This is a genomic window from Streptomyces sp. WMMC500, assembly GCF_027497195.1.
Classification (GTDB): domain Bacteria; phylum Actinomycetota; class Actinomycetes; order Streptomycetales; family Streptomycetaceae; genus Streptomyces.
The window spans coordinates 5,270,689-5,289,272 of sequence record NZ_CP114905.1; the positions used below are offsets into that span (position 1 = coordinate 5,270,689).

The following is an 18,584-nucleotide window of genomic DNA, read 5'->3' on the forward strand; positions in this document are numbered from 1 at the left end:
GGGGGCTCCTACGGCGCCGCGTACTGCCCGGCGAACTCCCCGCTCGGCGGGATCGGCGTGATCACGTCGAGGAGGATCCCGTTCGGGTCCGCGACGATGAAGTGCCGCTGCCCGAAGTCCTCGCTGCGCAGCTCCAGCTCGGGCCGCAGCCCCTCGCGTCCGACGAGCCGCTCCCACTCCGCGTCCACGTCCGCGACCTCGAAGTTGAGCAGCAGCCCGCGTGCGGACACGCGGTGGCCCTCGGGGACCGTGGGGTGCGCGGGGTCGAGCAGGGCCAGCTCGTACGGCGGGTCACCCGGCCGGCGCAGGCTCACGTACCAGTCCGCCTCGAAGGTCACCTCGAAGCCCATCAGCCGGACGTAGAAGTCCCGGGACTCGGTCAGTCGGCGCGTGCCGATCACGGGATAGAAGCTGGTCAGCTCCATGGCCGACTCCTTTCGCGTACCATCGGTATGTGAAGACCGTAGTTCGCGTACCATCGGTACGTCAAATGGGGACGGGGTGCGCATGACCGGGCGCGGAGGCGGCGGCGTGAGGGCGGAGCAGCGGGCGCAGACCAGGCGGGCGCTGCTGCGCGAGAGCAGGCGGCTGTTCGCGAGCCGCGGCTACGGTGCCGTGGGGCTGGCCGGGATCGTGCGCGCGTCCGGCGTGACGAAGGGCGCGCTGTACCACCACTTCGACGGCAAGGCGGACCTCTTCCGCGCCGTGCTGGAGGAGGTGCAGCAGGAGGTCGGCCGGCGGGTCGCGGAGGCCGCGGAGCGGCACGCGGACCCGTGGGAGCAACTGATCGCGGGCTGCCGCGAGTTCCTCGCCGCGAGCACGGACCCCGAGCTGCAGCGGATCATGCTCGTCGACGGGCCCGCGGTGCTGGGGTGGAGCGAGTGGCGGGCGATGGACGAGGCGGCGTCGGCGCGGCATCTGACGGAGGCGCTGACGGAGCTGGTCGCGGCGGGGGTCGTGGCGCCGCAGCCGGTGGCGCCGCTGGCGCACCTGCTCTCGGGCGCGATGAACGAGGCCGCGCTGTGGCTGGCGGCCGACGCCGGCCCGGACGACCTCGCCGACACCTGGGCGGCGCTGGCGCGGATGCTGGACTCGCTCCGTACGGCTCCGGGCGTCACGGCTCCGGGCGTGACCGCGCCGGGCGCTACTGCTGCGCGCCCTCGCCCGTCAGGTGCGTGAACGCCTCCAGGTTCCGCGTCGACTCCCCGCGCGCCGTACGCCACGCGTACTCCTTGCGGATCGCCGTCGCGAACCCAAGCTCCAGCAGCGTGTTGAAGCTGCCGTCCGCCGTCTCCAGCACCGTGCCCAGCACCCGGTCCAGCTCCTGCGGCGTCACCGCGGCCAGCGGCAGCCGCCCGACGAGGTAGACGTCGCCGAGCCGGTCGACGGCGAAGCTCACCCCGTACAGCCGCGTGTTGCGCTCCAGCAGCCAGCGGTGGACACCGGCCTCGTTCTCGTCCGGGTGGCGGATCACGAAGGCGTTAACCGACAGGGAGTGCCGGCCGACGATGAGCTGGCAGGTCGTCGAGAGCTTCCGGGTGCCGGGCAGGGAGGCGACGTACGTCCCCTCCGCGGGCGACTCGTAGTCGATCCCGGCCTCGCGGAGGGTGTCCTCGACGATCTTGCTCACCGCGGTCGTGTCCGTGTGCGCTGCCTCAGCCATGCGGCGATCGTAGGCGAGGTCGTACGCCGCCGGGGTGCCCGGCGATCGCGGCGGCGTACACGTCGGCCGTCGCGCGTGCCGCGGCGTCCCAGCCGAAGCCCGCCGCGTGCCCCGCCGCCGCCGCGCCCATCCGGCCGGCCAGCGCCGGGTCGGCGGCGAGCCGCCCGAGCGCGGCGGCGAAGTCCGCCGGGTCGTGGCCGTCGACCAGCAGCCCGGTGACGCCGTGGCGGACCGCGACCGGCAGCCCGCCGACCGCCGCCGCCACCACCGGCGTCCCGCACGCCTGCGCCTCCAGCGCGACCAGCCCGAACGACTCGCTGTACGACGGCATCACGAGCACCGAAGCGGCCCGGAACCAGCGCGCCAGCGACTCCTGCGCCACCGGCGGCGTAAACCGTACGACGTGGGAGATTCCCAGCCGCGCCGCCAGCTTCTGCAGCGCCTCCGGCTTGGCCAGCCCGCTCCCGCTCGGCCCGCCCACCACCGGCACCACCAGCCGCTCGCGCAGCGCCGGCTCCCGGTCGAGGAGCAGCGCCACCGCGCGGAGCAGCACGTCGGGCGCCTTGAGCGGCTGGATGCGGCCGGCGAACAGCGGCACGAAGGCGTCCTGCGGGAGCCCGAGCGCGGCGCGGGCCGCCGCGCGGGACTCGCCCGCGCCGCCGGGGCGGAAGACGTCGAGGTTCACGCCGGGGCGCACGATGGCGACGCGGGCGGGGTCGGCGTCGTAGTGGTGGATCAGGTCGTGGGCCTCGTCGTCGGTGTTGGCGACGAGCCGGTCCGCGGCCCGAACCACCTGGCTCTCGCCGATGACCCGGGCGGGCGGCTCGGCGCGGTCGCCCGCGGCGAGGGCGGCGTTCTTGACCTTGGCCATGGTGTGCATCGCGTGCACGAGCGGCACGCCCCAGCGCTCGGCGGCGAGCCAGCCGACGTGGCCGGAGAGCCAGTAGTGGGAGTGCACGAGGTCGTAGTAGCCGGGCCGGTGACCCGCCTCGGCCTGCATGACGCCGTGCGTGAACGCGCAGAGCTGCGCGGGCAGGTCCTCCTTGGCGAGCCCCTCGTACGGCCCGGCGTCCACGTGCCGCACGAGCACCCCGGGCGCCAGCTCGACGGCCGGCGGGAGGGCGGCGGTGGTGGCGCGGGTGAAGACCTCGACCTCGACGCCGATCTCGGCGAGCCGGCGGGCCAGCTCGACGATGTAGACGTTCATGCCCCCGGCATCGCCCGTGCCGGGCTGATGGAGGGGCGAGGTGTGCACGGAGAGCATGGCGACGCGACGCGGCCTCCGGTGCCGCGCGAGCGCGCGGAACCGGGACAGGTGGTGGCTCACGGCTGCTGGTTCCTCCTCGGAATCGCCGTCCTCCCCGCCGTGGAGCGACAACACCCGGGCCGGCGCGTTCATTCCCCGCGGAGCAGCCCGCCGGGTACCCGCGGCAGGCGCTACGACACCCACCCCCGCGGCGCCACCGCCGGCCACGCCACCGTCAGCTCGCCCTGGCGCCAGCGGCCGGGCCCGTCCGCCAGGGGCCAGTCCGCCGAGAGCGCACTGGCGGTGCGGATCCAGCGCTGCCGCGCGCCCAGCGGCGCGTACGGGGCGGCCGTCGCCCACGCGCGGTCGAAGTCCCGGAGGAACGCGCGCACCGGCTCCCCGGCGACGTTGCGGTGAATCAGCGCCTTCGGCAGCCGCTCCGCCAGGTCCGAGGGCGCGTCGAGGGTCGCCAGGTGCGCGGCGAACGTGACGGTGCGGGGGCCCTCGGGGCCCAGCGCCACCCACACGTGCCGCCGCCCCGCCTCGTCGCACGTGCCCTCGACCAGCAGCCCCTCGGGTCCGAGCCGGTCCGTGAGCCGCGCCCACGCCGCCGGGACCTCCTCCTCGGCGTACTGCCGCAGCACGTTGGCCGCCCGGATCAGCGCGGGGCGGGCGCCGCCGGGGAGCGGGACCTCGAAGCCGCCGCGCACGAACGTCAGCCCCTCGCGCGCGTACGGCCGCGCCGCCGCGACCCGCTCCGGGTCGATCTCCACGCCGGCGACCTCGGCCCGGGGGCAGGCCGTACGGAGCCGCTCCAGCAGTTCGACGGCGGTCCAGGGGGCGGCCCCGTAGCCGAGGTCGACGGCGACGGCCCGGCCCGTGGCGCGCGCGGTGCGGCGCAGGGCGCCGCCGTGGGCGGCGGCGATCCAGCGGTCCATGCGGCGCAGCCGGTTGGGGTTGGTCGTCCCGCGGGTCACGGCCCCGACCGGCCGCGCGGAGCGCGCGCCGGGCGCACCGGAGACGGGTCGCCGGGGCCGCTGCTGAGAGGCCATGGGTTCCAGCGTACGAGCAGCCCGCCGCCCGGCCGCCGGCCGCGCGCGACGAGCTCCGCCGTCCCGCTACCCCGCGGCCCCGTGCGCCTCGGACGCCTCCGCCGCCTCGTCCACGAACACCGACCGGCCCGCGATCACCGCCACCAGACCCGCCAGCTCCCCCGCCTGCAGCGGGTTCAGGCTCGTACCGACGACCAGCAGCCCCAGCCCGCCGCCGACCGGCGTGGCCAGCGCCCCCGCGAGCCCCACCTGCACGGGATCGGCGGCCGCCTCCTCGCCCACCTCCGCCACCGCCGCCGGCGGCAGCGCCGGCTGCGCCACGAAGCCGAACCCCATCCCCATGTCCGTCGCGTACGCCTCCGTGTACGCCGGCGCCGCGTCGTAGTGCTCCGCGAACACGGACGTCATCAGCTCGCCCAGGTCCAGGTCCGACGGGCTCTCCGGCACCTCGACCACGCCCGCGAACACCAGCCACGCGGCCTGCTCGCCGCTGCTCGGCAGCGGCGCCGTGACGATGCCGTTCATCAGCACGCCGTCCGCGTACAGCACGTCGTGCCACGCCACCAGCGCGTCGGTGAACTGCTCCCGGCGCTCCGCCGCCGTCCGCGGGTACGTCAGCCGCACCAGCTCCGCGCAGCGGGCCCGCGTCGCCTCCCGGTCGCCGCCGTCGGCCATCAGGTCGAACCAGTCGGCCGGCGCGTACAACCGGATCCGGCCGGGGGTCAGCGTGCCCATGGCGCCACCGTGTCCCTGTTCGTCAGCGCGCCGAAGTCCCAGGTGAGGAGCTTCCCGGCGGTGTCGATGGTGTCGTGCGAGCCCTCGGCGGTGAACGCGTTGCCGGTCCAGGTGGTGAAGTACTGGCCGGTGCGCATGCCGAACTCGCGCACGCTCATGCTGTACGAGGCGCCGCGCGCGAGCTGGAAGTAGCCCTGCGGCAGCTCCATGGCCGGCAGCCGGCCGCCGAGCTGGGCGACCATCCGCGTCGGCTGGTTGCTCGCCTTCGCGGCGGCCAGGATCTCGTCGCCGAAGCGCGCGCCGAGCTTGCCGAGGCCGAAGCCGACCGCGTCCAGGATGACGTCCTTGGTGGCGAGGGCCTTGAGGAAGCTGCCGGTGGTGCCGACCGCGGAGAGGTAGTGCGCGACGAGCGCCACACCCGCGAGCGCGAGCGAGGCGGCGCCGAGGAACTGCAGCCCGGGGACGAGCGCGAGCAGTCCGGTGACGGTACTGAGCAGGCCGGCGATGTCGCCGAGCGTCTTGAAGAGCGGGGCCAGCTCCTTGAGCGTGCCCATCGGGTCCATCACGGCCTGGCCGATGGCCTCCAGCGCCCCGCCGACCGCGTCGCCGAGCTTGTCCCAGAAGCCGGGCTCGTTCGGGGCGATGTCGAGGGCCTTCTGCAGCCGTCCTGCGGCCTCGCGGCCCTCCTGCTCGTAGTCGTCCGCGAGGCTGCGCGCCCGGCGGCGTACGTCGGCGAGCGGATCCTCGTCGGACCCGCCGGACCCGCCGGACCCGCCGGACTCCTGGTCCGCGCCGCGTTCCCCGCCCTCGTCCCGCTTCTCCTCCTCCTTCTTCGCCTCCGCGTCCGCCGTCCGCTCCAGCTCGGCGGCCTCCTCCTCCAGCCGCGCCGCCGCGCGCTGCTGGCGGTCGATGTTCTCGGCCCAGTCGGTGAGCACCGTACGGGCCGTGGAGAAGGCGCTGTACGCGTCCTTGACCTTCGGGCGGAAGTCGTCGGCGAGCAGCGCGCGGAAGGCGTCGGCGGCCTTGCCGCGCCAGTCGCCCTCGTCGGCGCCCTCCAGGACCCGGCATATCTCGCCCAGCGCGTCGGAGGTGCGCCGGACCGTGGCGGCGGTGTCCTTGGCCGTCTCGTAGTCGCCGGGGCAGGGCACGAAGCCCAGCGTGGGGTAGTCCGCGGCGGTGGGGGCGCTCACTTCCGCGCCGCCTCGGACAGGGCGGCCGCCAGGTCCTTGTCGAGGTCGGCGAAGCCCTTCTCGATCTGGTCGAGCGCCTCGACGGCGCCCTTGGCGAACTTACGCAACTGGCCGAAACCGTACGACCACTCGTCGCCGAACTCGTCCATGCGCCGCTCCAGCGCCACGGCCCCCATGGCCTTCGCGTCCACGTCAGCCATGGCCCGGGCCGGCTTGTCCAGGACTTCGCCGATGTGGGCCAGGTTGTGGCGGACGCGTTTCAGCATGTCGTTGTCGATGTACAGGTCGGACACGTGCGTCCCCCTCGGACCGGAACGGCGGGCTCTTCCGAGGGGCTGACGCTACCCGTGTGACGCGTGAGGCTGCTACGCGGGTGTGCCGGAGGATTCCGGGGCGGCCTTTTCGGCCGGTCCGGCCGATCCGGCGCGCGCCTCCGTGGCCGGATCCGTCACCTGCTCCGCGACGCGATCCGGCACCGGCTTCCCGGCCGGATCCCCCACCGGCTCTCCCGCCGGCTCCGGAACCGGGTCCTGTGCCGGCAGCCCGCGCATCAGCAGCGCGTACCCCGCCGCCGCCACCGTGCCCACCCCCGCGCACCCCGCCCACAGCCACCCCGCCCCGGCCGCGTCGATGACCCACCCGCCCAGCAGCGGGGCGGCCAGCGACGCGACGGCCCAGGACGTGGTGTACATCCCCTGGTACCGCCCGCGGCCGTGCACGGGGGAGAGGCGGACGACGATGCTGGTCTGCGTCGGCGCGTTGACGATCTCGCCGAGCGTCCAGACGCAGACGACGAGCGCGTACACGGCGACCGACCCGGCGAAGACGTTGAGCCCGAACCCGTACCCGGCCAGCAGCGAGGAGACGACCAGCAGCATCCGCGGGTCGCGGTGCTCGATGACCCGGGTCACGGGTATCTGCATCACGACGATCAGCACGCCGTTCACGGCGATGGCGACCCCGAAGTCCGAGCTGGAGAAGCCCTGGTCGCCCATCGCCACCGGCAGCGAGACGTACGCCTGCATGAAGATGAGCGCGATCAGGAACGACAGCCCGACGACCCCCATGAAGCGCCCGTCGCGCACCACCGTGCCCAGGCGCACGGAGTCCGCCGCCTCGCCCGCGGCGCCCGCGGGGCGTTCCGGCCGGGACTCCGGGAGCTTGACGTAGACGAGGATCGCGCAGACGAGGGTCAGGGCCCCCTCGATCAGGAAGCCGGCCCGGTAGCTGTACTCGGCGATGAAGCCGGCGCCGGCCGACGAGATCGCGAACCCCAGGTTGATCGCCCAGTAGTTGAGCGAGAAGGCCCGTACGCGATCCTTCGGCGGCACGATGTCCGCCATCATCGCCTGCACCGCGGGCCGGGAGGCGTTGGACGCCATGCCGACGGCGAAGGCGACGGCGGGGATGGCCACGGGGTGGGTGGTGAAGCCGAGCACCGCGACGGTCACGGCGGTCGAGGACTGGGCGAGCATCAGCGTCGGGCGGCGCCCGAGGCGGTCGGTGAGTACGCCGCCGCCGAGCGAGGAGATCACGCCGCCCAGCCCGTACAGCGCGGCGACGAGGCCGGCGTACGAGGCGGAGTGGCCGCGCTCCTGCGTGAGGTAGAGGGCCATGAAGGTGGCGACGAAGCCGCCGAGCCGGTTGACGAGCGTGGACGTCCACAGCCACCAGAACTCGCGGGGCAGGCCGGAGACGGTCTCGCGGGTGGCACGTCCGATGCGGGTGACGGGCACGGCGGAACCCCCGGATGTAAGCGGCGCGGCAAGTGACTGGATATTACGAAGCGGGGGCGCCGTTCCGCCACCGAATTGACGGCTGCCGTCAATCCGGGCCCGCGGCAGCCGGGGAAGGCCGCTCTATTAGGCTCGGAGCCATGGCCGACGCACCGTACAAGCTGATCCTCCTCCGCCACGGAGAGAGCGACTGGAACGCCAAGAACCTGTTCACCGGCTGGGTGGACGTGAACCTCACCGACAAGGGCGAGAAGGAGGCGGTGCGCGGCGGGGAACTGCTGCGCGAGGCCGGCTGGCTGCCGGACGTCGTCCACACGTCGCTGCTCAAGCGCGCCATCCGGACCGCCAACCTGTCCCTGACCGCCTGCGACCGGCACTGGATCCCGGTGGCGCGCTCCTGGCGGCTCAACGAGCGGCACTACGGCGCGCTGCAGGGCAAGGACAAGGCCCAGACGCTCGCCGAGTTCGGCGAGGAGCAGTTCATGACCTGGCGCCGCTCGTACGACACCCCCCCGCCGCCGCTCGCCGACGACAGCGAGTTCTCGCAGGCGCACGACGCGCGCTACGCGCACGTCCCCAGCGAGCTGCGCCCGCGGACCGAGTGCCTGAAGGACGTGCTGGAGCGGGCTCTGCCGTACTGGTACGACAGCATCGTGCCGGACCTCCAGGCCGGCCGGACGGTGCTCGTCGCGGCGCACGGCAACAGCCTGCGGGCGGTGGTCAAGCACCTCGACGGCATCTCCGACGAGGAGATCCCGGGCCTGAACATCCCCACCGGCATCCCGCTGGCGTACGAGCTGGACGCCGACCTCCGCCCGGTCGGCAGCGGCGGCACCTACCTCGACCCGGAGGCGGCGGCCTCGGCGATCCAGGCCGTGGCGAACCAGGGCAAGAAGTAACGGCCCCGCCGCCCGCACACCGCCCGCGCGCACACACCGCAGCCCCTGCCCGGCGTCGTCAGGGCAGGGGCTGCGGGAGTCTCGTCGCAGGCGTCGTCCGGGGGCTCAGCCCGTCCGGGGGGCTCAGCCGCAGCTCCCGCCGCAGTTGCACGACCCGCCGGACTGGCACCCGCAGGAGCAGCCGGAGCCGCAACCGCAGGAGCTGAGCCTCGGCAGCGGGGTCATCTTCGGGCGCATCCGCGGCGGCCGTGCCGTGGTGCGGGGGGCGGCACGGGCGCGGGAGGTGGGTTCGTCCGGCATGCGGGACCTCCTAGCAGGGTGTTCCCTTCCTTCAGGAGGCTGCCCCGGCGGGCGGGGCGCACATGCGGGCGCGCGGATGCATCCGCGGCCTTCGTACGGCCGTACGCCCCGGATGCCGCGCCCGGCGCGCGAGCCGCCTCCGAGCGCGCCCGGCGCGCGCGGGGGCCGTGCCCCGTGCTCCGGGCGCCTACGCCCCTTCGACCGGCGCCGTGGGGCTCAGCTCGTCGACGTGCTCGCCTGTCACCAGATACACCACGCGGCCCGCGCACGAAACGGCGTGATCGGCGAAGCGCTCGTAGTAGCGGCCGATCAGCGTCACGTCCACCGCGGTCTCGATGCCGTGCTTCCAGCGGTCGTCCATCAGGTGCTGGAAGATCTTGCGGTGCAGGTAGTCCATCCTGTCGTCGTCCTGCTCCAGCTCCAGCGCCAGGTCGACGTTCTTGGTGGTGATGACCTCCGCGGTCTTCGCCATCAGCCGCTGCGCGAGCTGCCCCATCTCCAGGACGGTGGCGTGCAGGTCGTCGGGGATGCAGCGGCCGGGGTAGCGCAGCCGGGCGAGCTTGGCGACGTGCTTGGCCAGGTCGCCGGCGCGCTCCAGGTCCGCGCTCATCCGCAGCGACGTCACCACGATGCGCAGGTCCGTGGCCACGGGCTGCTGCCGGGCGAGCAACTGGATGGCCCGCGTCTCCAGCTCGCGCTGCAGGTCGTCCACCTTCTCGTCGCCCGCGATCACGCTCTCGGCGAGCTGCAGGTCGGCGTCGAGCAGCGCCGCGGTGGCACGGCCCATCGCGGAGCCGACCATCCGGGCCATGTCGACGAGGCCCTCGCCGATCGAGTCGAGCTCCTCGTGGTAAGAGTCCCGCATCCCAGTGTCCGTCCATCCTCTTTGCCGATTTATGCAGCATCCACCATGCAGGGGAGGATGCGCTACTCAGTGAATCGAGACCGACCTGAGAGTGAACTCTTGGCGACCAGTCCTCGAGACCGCACCCGGATGGCTGTGGAAGGGGTTGGCGAGGTGCCTAACCTGGAGTCATGGACGTGAACGCGGCGGTCGCCGCGGCGGCGGCGCTGGCCGGGCTGTGCACCGGCGTCATCGCCGTGCTCGCGTTCCGGTGGAGCGAGCGTGAGCAGGCCCGGCCGACGCGCACCTCGCTGCACACGGCCGCGGTGCTGCCGCCCGGTGTGGACACCGTGCTCTCCGTCCTGCGCTCGTCCGCCGTCGTCCTCGACGAGGACGACGCCGTGGTCAAGGCCAGCTCCGCGGCGTACGCCCTGGGGCTCGTCCGCGGCGGCCGGCTGGCCGTCGAGCCGATGCTGGCCATGGCCCGCGACACGCGCCGCGACGGCGAGATACGGCAGGTCGAGCTGGACCTGCCCCGGCGCGGCGGGCGCATCGCGTCCGGGGGAGGCGCGCTGGCGGTCTCCGCCCGCGTCGCGCCGCTCGGCTCCCGGCTCGTGCTGCTGCTGGTCGAGGACATGACCGAGGCCCGCCGCATCGAGGCCGTCCGCCGCGACTTCGTCGCGAACGTCAGCCACGAGCTGAAGACCCCGGTCGGCGCGCTGTCCCTGCTCTCCGAGGCGGTCATGGACGCCGCCGACGACCCCGAGGCGGTGGAGCGGTTCGCCGGCCGGATGCAGGGCGAGGCGACGCGGCTGACCAGCCTCGTACAGGAGCTGATCGACCTCTCCCGGGTGCAGAACGACGACCCGCTGGAGGACGCCGAGCCGGTACGGGTCGACGAACTGGTCGGCGAGGCCATGGAGCGGTGCCGGCAGCAGGCCGGCGCCAAGCAGATAACCATCGCCAGCGGCGGCAGCGACGGACTCCACGTCTGGGGCAACCGCGGCCAGCTCGCCGCGGCCCTGGGCAACCTGGTGGAGAACGCCGTGAACTACAGCCCGGCCCGTACCAGGGTCGGCATCGCGGCCCGCAAGCTGCCCGCCACGGGCGGCGACCTGATCGAGATCGCGGTCACCGACCAGGGGATCGGCATCTCCGAGAAGGACCGCGAGCGGGTCTTCGAGCGCTTCTACCGGGTCGACCCGGCGCGCTCGCGGGCCACCGGCGGGACCGGCCTCGGTCTCGCCATCGTCAAGCACGTGGCCGCCTCGCACGGCGGGGAGGTCACGGTGTGGAGCGCTGAGGGCCAGGGCTCCACCTTCACCCTGCGGCTGCCCGAGGCCGCACGTCCGAAGATCGGCCGGCCCGACACCGACCGCAGCGGAGCTCTCATCGGGCCGGAGGACCTCGACGGCGAGGACCGGCTACGGCTCGACGGGACCGACGCGTCAGACACAGCTCCGGAGGTCATCCCGTGACCCGCGTGCCCACCGCCCGGCGCGGCGTCGTCCGTCGCCGCCCGGCTCCCCCAACCCCGTGCTGTCCATCCACCTCGGAGGTCAGAGCGTGACCCGGGTTCTCGTCGTCGAGGACGAAGAATCGTTCAGCGACGCACTGTCGTACATGCTCCGCAAGGAGGGCTTCGAGGTAGCCGTGGCCACCACGGGCCCCGAGGCGCTCGACGACTTCGACCGCAACGGCGCCGACCTGGTGCTGCTGGACCTCATGCTGCCGGGGCTGCCCGGCACGGAGGTGTGCCGCCAGTTGCGCGGCCGGTCCAACGTTCCGGTCATCATGGTGACCGCCAAGGACAGCGAGATCGACAAGGTCGTCGGGCTGGAGATAGGAGCCGACGACTACGTGACGAAACCCTTCTCCTCCCGGGAGCTGGTCGCCCGGATCCGCGCGGTCCTGCGCCGCCGCGGCGAACCGGAGGAGGCCGAGCCGGCGGCCCTGGAGGTCGGCCCGGTGCGGATGGACGTCGACCGGCACGTCGTCACGGTCGCCGGCGACAAGGTCGACCTCCCGCTGAAGGAGTTCGACCTGCTGGAGATGCTGCTGCGCAACGCCGGCCGGGTGCTGACCCGGATGCAGCTCATCGACCGGGTCTGGGGCGCCGACTACGTCGGCGACACCAAGACCCTCGACGTCCACGTCAAGCGGCTGCGGGCGAAGATCGAGCCGGACCCCGGCGCGCCGCGGTATCTGGTGACGGTCCGCGGCCTGGGCTACAAGTTCGAGCCGTAACCGGCCCCGTACGGCGGAAGCGCGTGCGCGCGTGCGCCGTACGAAACGGCGCTTGCGCCGTACGGAACGGAGGGGCACCCGGCCCCGGCGCGCGGCAGCGCCGGGGCGCCGGGGCCCGTTCGTTCAGTGCTCGCTGACCGGGGTGTCCGAGGAAGCCGCCTCGTCCTCCGTGCCCGCGGTGCCGTCGGTGGCGCTCTCCGTGGCGTCCGCGTCCGGCGGCGTCGAGGCGTCGCCGGTGCCGTCCGTGCCCTCGGTGCTCTCCGTGCCCTCGGCGGCGTCCGTGCCCGTGCCCGCGTCCTCGCCGGGCTCTCCGGTCTCACCCGTCTCGCCCGGCTCGGCGTCGGGGGAGGAGGTCCCGGTCTCCACCGGGCTCGGCGACTCGGTCGCGGCCCAGGGCGCGTACTCACCCTCGTCCGCGACGACGAACGCGGAGAGCCGTACCTCGCCCTCCCCGCTGAACTCGAAGGAGAGCTTCTTCGTCGTGCCCTGCCCGGCGTCGTGCCCGTCGGGCAGCACCGCCGAGGCGTTACCCTCGCCGCCCAGCATCACCGAGCCGCCGGCCGGCACCACGACGCCGCCCTGCGCGTTCTCGCCGGACAGCTCCAGCTCCTCCCCGTTGTCCGCGAGCGTCAGCCGGTCCAGCGTCTGGTCGCGGGCGCCGCTGTTGAAGATGCGCGCGGAGACCGCGGCCGGCCCTTCGGCCTCCCGCGGGGTGATGACCACCGCGTTCTGGATCCTGATGTCGCCCGCGGTGACACGCGCGTTGTCCGGGTTGATCTTCAGGGTCTCGGCGTTGTTGCCCGCCCCGCACGCGGTCAGGGCGGCGAGCGAGAGAGCGAGGGCGGTCGCGGCGAGCGTGCCGCGTCGAATGCTGCTGCTCACGGGGCGGCATCTCCTTGGACGTGAAGGCCGGTTCGGCTTGGCTGCGGTGACGTTGGTGCTGGGGGGAACAGTACCGACCCCCTTCCGGGGGCACGGACCCGACCCGCCCTCTCGCGCCCCCGGCGCCGTCGCTCACGTCCGCGCGTACGGCAGTGCTAATGCCCGGCAATATCTGCGCGGGATGCGGTGTTGGAAGAAGCAGGGGAACGCCGGCGGAGGGAGAACGCGGATATCGATCACAGCCCGCGTGATCAATTCCGGGAATCCGGCCGGATTCGTGCGTGATCGGCCGAACGGAGCAGTGTGACTTCACCGGTCGACTCCGACAAATCGGGACGATCGTAGCCGTGCCGAGCCTTCCGGCGGCACGTGACCTTCGCGTTTCCGGTTTCGGGCAGAGGCCATCCCACCTGCGGAAACCATGATTCCGGCGCGGGGCGAAGCACGTTCCAGGGTCGCTTGTCAAGCCCCGAGACGGGCCCTGACCTGCGAAAACGCCATTCAGAAGCGGCCTGTGCCGTGTTACCCTGGATAGCCACGGAAGGGGTACCTGTCACATGACGTTCAAGGTTGGCGACACCGTGGTCTATCCCCATCACGGGGCCGCGCTGATCGAGGCCATCGAAACTCGCCAGATCAAAGGTGTGGACAAGACCTACTTGGTGCTGAAAGTCGCGCAGGGCGACTTGACGGTGCGCGTGCCGGCGGACAATGCCGAGTTCGTCGGGGTACGCGATGTGGTTGGCCAGGAAGGGTTGGAGCGGGTCTTCGAGGTGCTGCGTGCGCCGTATGCGGAGGAGCCCACCAACTGGTCCCGGCGGTACAAGGCGAACCTGGAGAAGCTCGCTTCGGGTGACGTGATCAAGGTCGCGGAGGTCGTCCGGGATCTGTGGCGCCGGGAGCGCGAGCGCGGTCTCTCCGCCGGAGAGAAGCGGATGCTCGCCAAGGCCCGCCAGATCCTGGTGAGCGAGCTGGCGCTGTGTGAGAGCACGAACGAGGACAAGGCGGAAGCGCTGCTCGACGAGGTGCTGGCGTCCTGAACGGCGCCTGACGGCGCCTCATGTCACGTCGGCGGTGCCCCTCGGGGCGCCGTGGCCGTGACGGCTGCGGCAATCGCCCGGTCCCCCGGGTGCCGCCGTGGCTGCCCGGTGAGGTCGCCTGAGGTGCCTGTGGGCTGTGTCCGCTCGGGTGCGGCCGCTCGGCTGTGTACGGGCCGGCTCTGTGGCCGGATCTCTGCGGCGCCGGTGGTCCGGTGTCGCCGCTCGGTGCCGGTGTGTGTCGCTGTTCGGCGCCGCTGCCGGGTGCCGGCCGTCGGCTGTTCGCCGGGTGCGTGTCGTAAAGGCGCTCGCTCTCCGTCGGTCGCTGGTCTCGGTCGTCCGTCTGTCCCCGCTCGTCCTTTCATGTCCGTCCGAAGGCTGAAAGCGTCCCGGGATTCGGGGGCAGCCGTAGGCTCCCGCGCCGCGCGTGCGTATGCTCGCATGCGGCGCGCCGGGCCGACGGCTGTCCCGCTTTCATGCGGACACGCCGTGCCGGGCCCGGGTAGCTACTGCGACCATGTGCGTCACGGAAGGGGGTCGGCAGCGAGCTCCGCGGTGGGGGCACGAAGCACGTGCCCGGCACGCTTTTGGCCATACCCATGTCGTCCAAGGACACAAACCTGAACACCGCAATGTCTCCGTCAGGCTCGTCCGACCCGCCCGCCGCGTCCGTACGGACCCGGCCCGGCCGATCGGACCCCTCCGGTCCGCGCAGATGCGCCGCGGTGATCCCCGCCGCCGGCCGCGGCGTGCGGCTCGGCCCGGGCGCGCCGAAGGCCCTGCGCGCTCTCGGCGGCACCCCGATGCTCGTGCACGCCGTACGCGCACTCGCCCGCGCCCGCGCGGTGTCCATGGTCGTCGTCGTCGGCCCGCCCGGTGAGGCGGCGCAGGTGCGCACGCTGCTCGACGACCACCTGGAGTACCTCGACTCGACCGAGGTCGCCGTCGTCCCCGGCGGCGACACCCGGCAGGACTCCGTACGCCTCGGCCTGGCAGCCCTCCCCGACGACATCGGCATCGTGCTCGTCCACGACGCCGCCCGCCCGCTGGTCCCGGTGGACACCGTGGAGGCCGTCGCCGCCGCGGTACGGGCCGGGGCGCCCGCCGTCGTACCGGCGCTGCCCGTCACCGACACCGTCAAGCAGGTCGTGCCCGGCGGCGAGCCGGGCAGCCCGGAGCCGGTCGTCGCCACCCCCGAGCGGGCGGCGCTGCGCGCCGTGCAGACCCCGCAGGGGTTCGACCGCCGGGTGCTGACGGAGGCCCACGAGAAGGTCCCGGCCGCGGGGGAGGGCGCGACCGACGACGCGGGCATGGTGGAGCGGCTGGGCGTGGAGGTCGTGCTCGTACCCGGGCACGAGGAGGCGTTCAAGGTGACCCGGCCGCTGGACATGGTGCTGGCCGAGGCCGTACTCGCGCGCCGGAGGGCGACGGATGCCTTCTGACCCGCCGCCGCCGGGTTCCGGTGCGCCCGGTGCGTACGGCGTGCTGCCGCGCGTCGGTGTCGGCACCGACGTGCACGCCTTCGCCCAGGGGCGCGAGCTGTGGTGCGCGGGGCTGCTCTGGGAGGGCGAGAGCCACGGTCTCGACGGTCACTCCGACGGCGACGTCGCCGCGCACGCCGCCTGCGACGCGCTCTTCTCCGCCGCCGGCCTCGGCGACCTCGGCGCGCACTTCGGCACCGACCGCCCGGAGTGGTCCGGCGCCGCCGGCGTCGCGCTGCTGGGCGAGGCGGCCCGTATCGTCCGGGCGTCCGGCTTCCGCATCGGCAACGTCGCGATCCAGGTGATCGGCGTCCGGCCGAAGATCGGCAAGCGGCGCGGAGAGGCGCAGGAGGCGCTGTCCGCCGCGGCCGGGGCGCCGGTGTCGGTCTCCGGCACGACGACCGACGGCCTCGGGCTCACCGGCCGCGGCGAGGGCCTGGCGGCGGTCGCCACCGCGCTCGTCCTGCCTTCGCCCGGGTGACGCGGACTCCGCGCCGCCGCGCGGAAGGTCGCGTGCGCGCTGGAGAAGTCCCGTGCAGAAGTCCCGCACATGAAGTCCCCCACGCACCCGCCCAAGGGTAGGCCGCTCCACTGACAGCCGGGCACGAGCCGGGGTGCCGGGACCGGTCGCCCGGCGCCTGTGCGCGGGCTGTGGCCCTCGGGGCGTCCCGGCCCTACTACCCTTGAGGCGTGACCATTCGCCTGTACGACACCAGCACCCGGCAGATCCGTGACTTCACCCCGATCACCCCGGGTTGCGTCTCGATCTACCTGTGCGGAGCCACCGTGCAGGCCGCCCCGCACATCGGGCACATCCGGTCGGGGCTCAACTTCGACATCCTGCGCCGCTGGCTGCTGCACCGCGGCTACGAGGTGACGTTCATCCGCAACGTCACCGACATCGACGACAAGATCATCTCCAAGTCCGCCGAGCAGGGCCGCCCCTGGTGGGCCATCGGGTACGAGAACGAGCGCGCCTTCGACGCCGGCTACGCGGCGCTCGGCTGCCTCCCGCCGACGTACGAGCCCCGCGCCACCGGACACGTGCCCGAGATGATCGAGATGATGGCCGCGCTCATCGACTCCGGCCACGCCTACGCCGCCGACGGCAACGTCTACTTCGACGTGCGCGCGTACCCCGACTACCTCGCCCTGTCCAACCAGGAGCTGGACAACCTCCGTCAGCCCGAGGGCGAGGGCGAGACCGGCAAGCGCGACCAGCGGGACTTCGCCATGTGGAAGGCCGCCAAGCCCGGCGAGCCGTCCTGGGAGACCCCCTGGGGCCGCGGCCGGCCCGGCTGGCACCTGGAGTGCTCGGCGATGGCCCACAAGTACCTGGGCTCCCGCTTCGACATCCACGGCGGCGGCATCGACCTCGTCTTCCCGCACCACGAGAACGAGATCGCGCAGTCCAAGACGTTCGGCGACGACTTCGCCGACTACTGGCTGCACAACGCCTGGGTGACCATGAGCGGCGAGAAGATGAGCAAGTCGCTCGGCAACTCGGTGCTCGTCTCCGAGATGGTCAAGCGCTGGCGCCCCGTCGTCCTGCGCTACTACCTGGGCACCCCGCACTACCGCTCCACCATCGAGTACAGCGAGGAGGCCCTGCGCGAGGCCGAGTCGGCGTTCGCGCGCATCGAGGGCTTCGTCCAGCGTGTGGTCGAGAAAGCAGGGGAGGCGGGCGTCGCCCCCGCCGCGGACGTGCCGCCCGCGTTCGCCGAGGCGATGGACGACGACCTCGGGGTGCCGCAGGCGCTCGCCGTCGTGCACACCACAGTCCGGCAGGGCAACGCCGCCCTGTCCGCCGACGACAAGGAAGCCGCCGTCGCCCGCCTCGCCGAGGTACGCGCCATGCTGGGCGTGCTGGGCCTCGACCCGCTCGACGACCACTGGACGGGCACGGACGGCGTCGAGCGGGGCGCGGATCTGCACGGGGCCGTCGACACGCTCGTACGGCTGGTGCTGGAGCAGCGCGAGGCGGCGCGGGCGCGCAAGGACTACGCCGCGGCGGACGCCATCCGCGACCAGCTCCAGCAGTCGGGCCTCGCCATCGAGGACACCCCGGACGGGCCGCGCTGGACGCTGAGCTGACCGGGCGGAGCTGACAAGCGGAGCGGGGCGTTCGGGCCCCGCGCGCCGTCCGGCGGACCGGGCGGCACACTCATGACGTAGAGAACGACGATCGCAGAAGCAGGTGGAGTCCCCATGGCCGGGAACAGTCAGCGCCGAGGCCGCAGAACGGCGAGCAAGAAGGGCGCGACCAAGGGCAGCGGCGGCAAGGGCCGCCGGTCCCTCCAGGGCAAGGGCCCCACGCCGCCCGCCGAGCACCGCCCCGGGCACGCCAAGCAGCGCGCCGCCCAGGCGCGGTCGAGGAGGGCCGGAGCCCGCCCCGCGGCGCGCCGCGGCGGCAAGGGCAGCAGCGAGCTGGTCGTCGGGCGCAACTCGGTGTACGAGGCGCTGCGCGACGGCGTGCCGGCCACGACGCTGTACGTCCAGCAGTACGTCGACGGCGACGACCGCGTGCGCGCCGCCCTCCAGCTCGTCGCCGACCGCGGCGACGTCCACCTGATGGAGGCGCCGCGCCCCGAGCTGGACCGGATGACGGACGGCCTGAACCACCAGGGCCTGGTGCTCCAGGTCCCGCCGTACGAGTACGCCCACCCCGACGACCTCCTCGACGCCGCCGCCGACGACGCCGCGGACCTGCTGGCCGTCGCCCTCGACGGGGTCACCGACCCGCGGAACCTGGGCGCCGTCGTCCGCTCCGTCGCCGCCTTCGGCGGGCACGGCGTCGTCATCCCGGAGCGCCGCGCGGCGGGGATGACGGCCGGCGCGTGGAAGTCCTCGGCGGGCACGGCGGCCCGCACCCCGGTGGCGCGGGCGACGAATCTGACCCGGGCCCTGGAGGCGTACCAGAAGGCCGGCGTGATGGTCGTCGGCCTCGCCGCCGACGGCGACACCGAGCTGCCGGATCTCGACCTGCTGGACGGCCCGGTGTGCATCGTGGTCGGCAGCGAGGGCAAGGGCCTGTCGCGGCTGGTCGGGGAGACGTGCGACGTACGCGTACGGATCCCGATGCCGGGCGGCGCGGAGTCCCTGAACGCGGGCGTCGCGGCCGGTGTGGTGCTGTACGAGGCGGCACGCAGGCGGGCGTGAACACCGCACGCGACGGCGCGCGGCGAATCGGAACGAGCCCCCACGAACGGTGTGTTTGACGGGCCTCTGACACAAAAGGGCTGTGTCAGGCGGTGTCAGCCAGTGTCCAAACG

At 73.5% G+C, this 18,584-nt stretch carries 19 protein-coding genes; 9 read left to right on the forward strand and 10 right to left on the reverse strand.

The features are described 5' to 3' along the window. Nucleotides 1-8: 8 nt before the first annotated feature. The gene (locus tag O7599_RS22745) at nucleotides 9-425 is read right to left on the reverse strand and encodes a VOC family protein (protein ID WP_281617454.1); all 417 of its coding nucleotides are present in this window, start codon (nucleotides 423-425) and stop codon (nucleotides 9-11) included. Between the two features lie 82 nt (nucleotides 426-507). Here O7599_RS22745 and O7599_RS22750 point away from each other — a divergent pair, with 82 nt between their 5' ends. Beyond that, nucleotides 508-1,179, forward strand: coding sequence for a TetR/AcrR family transcriptional regulator (locus O7599_RS22750; RefSeq protein ID WP_281617455.1), 672 nt, complete (start codon nucleotides 508-510; stop codon nucleotides 1,177-1,179). On the opposite strand, the gene O7599_RS22755 is transcribed toward O7599_RS22750, so the two are convergent. From O7599_RS22755 to O7599_RS22785, 7 genes are all read right to left on the reverse strand, one after another. Then, a complete protein-coding gene (locus O7599_RS22755) occupies nucleotides 1,145-1,663 on the reverse strand; it encodes a YbjN domain-containing protein (RefSeq protein WP_281617456.1) in 519 nt (172 codons plus the stop codon). The two genes, O7599_RS22750 and O7599_RS22755, sit on opposite strands and share 35 nt — an antisense overlap. Then, nucleotides 1,656-2,990 carry a D-inositol-3-phosphate glycosyltransferase gene (gene mshA / locus O7599_RS22760; protein ID WP_281617457.1) on the reverse strand — a complete coding sequence of 445 codons (1,335 nt, stop codon included), beginning with the start codon at nucleotides 2,988-2,990 and terminating at the stop codon, nucleotides 1,656-1,658. The genes O7599_RS22755 and mshA overlap by 8 nt, the downstream gene beginning before the upstream one ends. Nucleotides 2,991-3,100: 110 nt before the next feature. Beyond that, a complete protein-coding gene (locus O7599_RS22765) occupies nucleotides 3,101-3,961 on the reverse strand; it encodes a class I SAM-dependent methyltransferase (RefSeq protein ID WP_281617458.1) in 861 nt (286 codons plus the stop codon). Between the two features lie 66 nt (nucleotides 3,962-4,027). After that, nucleotides 4,028-4,696, reverse strand: a complete 669-nt coding sequence (locus O7599_RS22770) for a hypothetical protein (protein ID WP_281617459.1) — start codon at nucleotides 4,694-4,696, stop codon at nucleotides 4,028-4,030. Beyond that, the gene (locus O7599_RS22775) at nucleotides 4,684-5,886 is read right to left on the reverse strand and encodes a putative T7SS-secreted protein (RefSeq protein WP_281617460.1); all 1,203 of its coding nucleotides are present in this window, start codon (nucleotides 5,884-5,886) and stop codon (nucleotides 4,684-4,686) included. The genes O7599_RS22770 and O7599_RS22775 overlap by 13 nt, the downstream gene beginning before the upstream one ends. Then, the gene (locus O7599_RS22780; RefSeq protein WP_281617461.1) at nucleotides 5,883-6,179 is read right to left on the reverse strand and encodes a hypothetical protein; all 297 of its coding nucleotides are present in this window, start codon (nucleotides 6,177-6,179) and stop codon (nucleotides 5,883-5,885) included. Before O7599_RS22780 ends, O7599_RS22775 begins: the two co-directional genes overlap by 4 nt. 72 nt (nucleotides 6,180-6,251) lie before the next feature. Then, on the reverse strand, nucleotides 6,252-7,622 hold the full coding sequence (locus O7599_RS22785; RefSeq protein WP_281617462.1) for an MFS transporter: 1,371 nt from the start codon (nucleotides 7,620-7,622) through the stop codon (nucleotides 6,252-6,254). Between the two features lie 140 nt (nucleotides 7,623-7,762). Here O7599_RS22785 and O7599_RS22790 point away from each other — a divergent pair, with 140 nt between their 5' ends. Then, nucleotides 7,763-8,521 (forward strand): phosphoglyceromutase, encoded by a 759-nt coding sequence (locus O7599_RS22790; RefSeq protein ID WP_281617463.1) that lies wholly within the window; start codon nucleotides 7,763-7,765, stop codon nucleotides 8,519-8,521. Nucleotides 8,522-9,008: 487 nt separating this feature from the next. On the opposite strand, the gene phoU is transcribed toward O7599_RS22790, so the two are convergent. Next, on the reverse strand, nucleotides 9,009-9,686 hold the full coding sequence (phoU, locus tag O7599_RS22795; RefSeq protein WP_281617464.1) for a phosphate signaling complex protein PhoU: 678 nt from the start codon (nucleotides 9,684-9,686) through the stop codon (nucleotides 9,009-9,011). Nucleotides 9,687-9,856: 170 nt separating this feature from the next. On the opposite strand from phoU, the gene O7599_RS22800 reads away from it, so the two are divergent. Both O7599_RS22800 and O7599_RS22805 read left to right on the forward strand, forming a co-directional pair. Further along, nucleotides 9,857-11,143 (forward strand): ATP-binding protein, encoded by a 1,287-nt coding sequence (locus O7599_RS22800; protein ID WP_281617465.1) that lies wholly within the window; start codon nucleotides 9,857-9,859, stop codon nucleotides 11,141-11,143. An 88-nt stretch (nucleotides 11,144-11,231) separates the two neighbouring features. Continuing rightward, complete coding sequence (locus O7599_RS22805) at nucleotides 11,232-11,912, forward strand: response regulator transcription factor (protein WP_047016404.1); 681 nt, start codon at nucleotides 11,232-11,234, stop codon at nucleotides 11,910-11,912. A gap of 123 nt (nucleotides 11,913-12,035) precedes the next feature. Here the strand turns inward: O7599_RS22805 and O7599_RS22810 are convergent, their stop codons facing one another. Further along, entirely contained in the window at nucleotides 12,036-12,794 is a 759-nt protein-coding gene (locus O7599_RS22810) for a hypothetical protein (protein ID WP_281617466.1), read from the reverse strand. A gap of 557 nt (nucleotides 12,795-13,351) precedes the next feature. Here O7599_RS22810 and O7599_RS22815 point away from each other — a divergent pair. From O7599_RS22815 to rlmB, 5 genes are all read left to right on the forward strand, one after another. Then, on the forward strand, nucleotides 13,352-13,834 hold the full coding sequence (locus tag O7599_RS22815; RefSeq protein ID WP_018836077.1) for a CarD family transcriptional regulator: 483 nt from the start codon (nucleotides 13,352-13,354) through the stop codon (nucleotides 13,832-13,834). A gap of 629 nt (nucleotides 13,835-14,463) precedes the next feature. After that, complete coding sequence (gene ispD / locus O7599_RS22820) at nucleotides 14,464-15,273, forward strand: 2-C-methyl-D-erythritol 4-phosphate cytidylyltransferase (protein WP_281617467.1); 810 nt, start codon at nucleotides 14,464-14,466, stop codon at nucleotides 15,271-15,273. Continuing rightward, nucleotides 15,263-15,793 carry a 2-C-methyl-D-erythritol 2,4-cyclodiphosphate synthase gene (gene ispF, locus O7599_RS22825; RefSeq protein ID WP_281617468.1) on the forward strand — a complete coding sequence of 177 codons (531 nt, stop codon included), beginning with the start codon at nucleotides 15,263-15,265 and terminating at the stop codon, nucleotides 15,791-15,793. The genes ispD and ispF overlap by 11 nt, the downstream gene beginning before the upstream one ends. Nucleotides 15,794-16,002: 209 nt before the next feature. Then, nucleotides 16,003-17,406, forward strand: coding sequence for a cysteine--tRNA ligase (cysS, locus tag O7599_RS22830; RefSeq protein ID WP_281617469.1), 1,404 nt, complete (start codon nucleotides 16,003-16,005; stop codon nucleotides 17,404-17,406). A gap of 114 nt (nucleotides 17,407-17,520) precedes the next feature. After that, nucleotides 17,521-18,471 (forward strand): 23S rRNA (guanosine(2251)-2'-O)-methyltransferase RlmB, encoded by a 951-nt coding sequence (gene rlmB, locus O7599_RS22835; protein ID WP_281617470.1) that lies wholly within the window; start codon nucleotides 17,521-17,523, stop codon nucleotides 18,469-18,471. The last annotated feature ends 113 nt before the right edge of the window (nucleotides 18,472-18,584 follow it).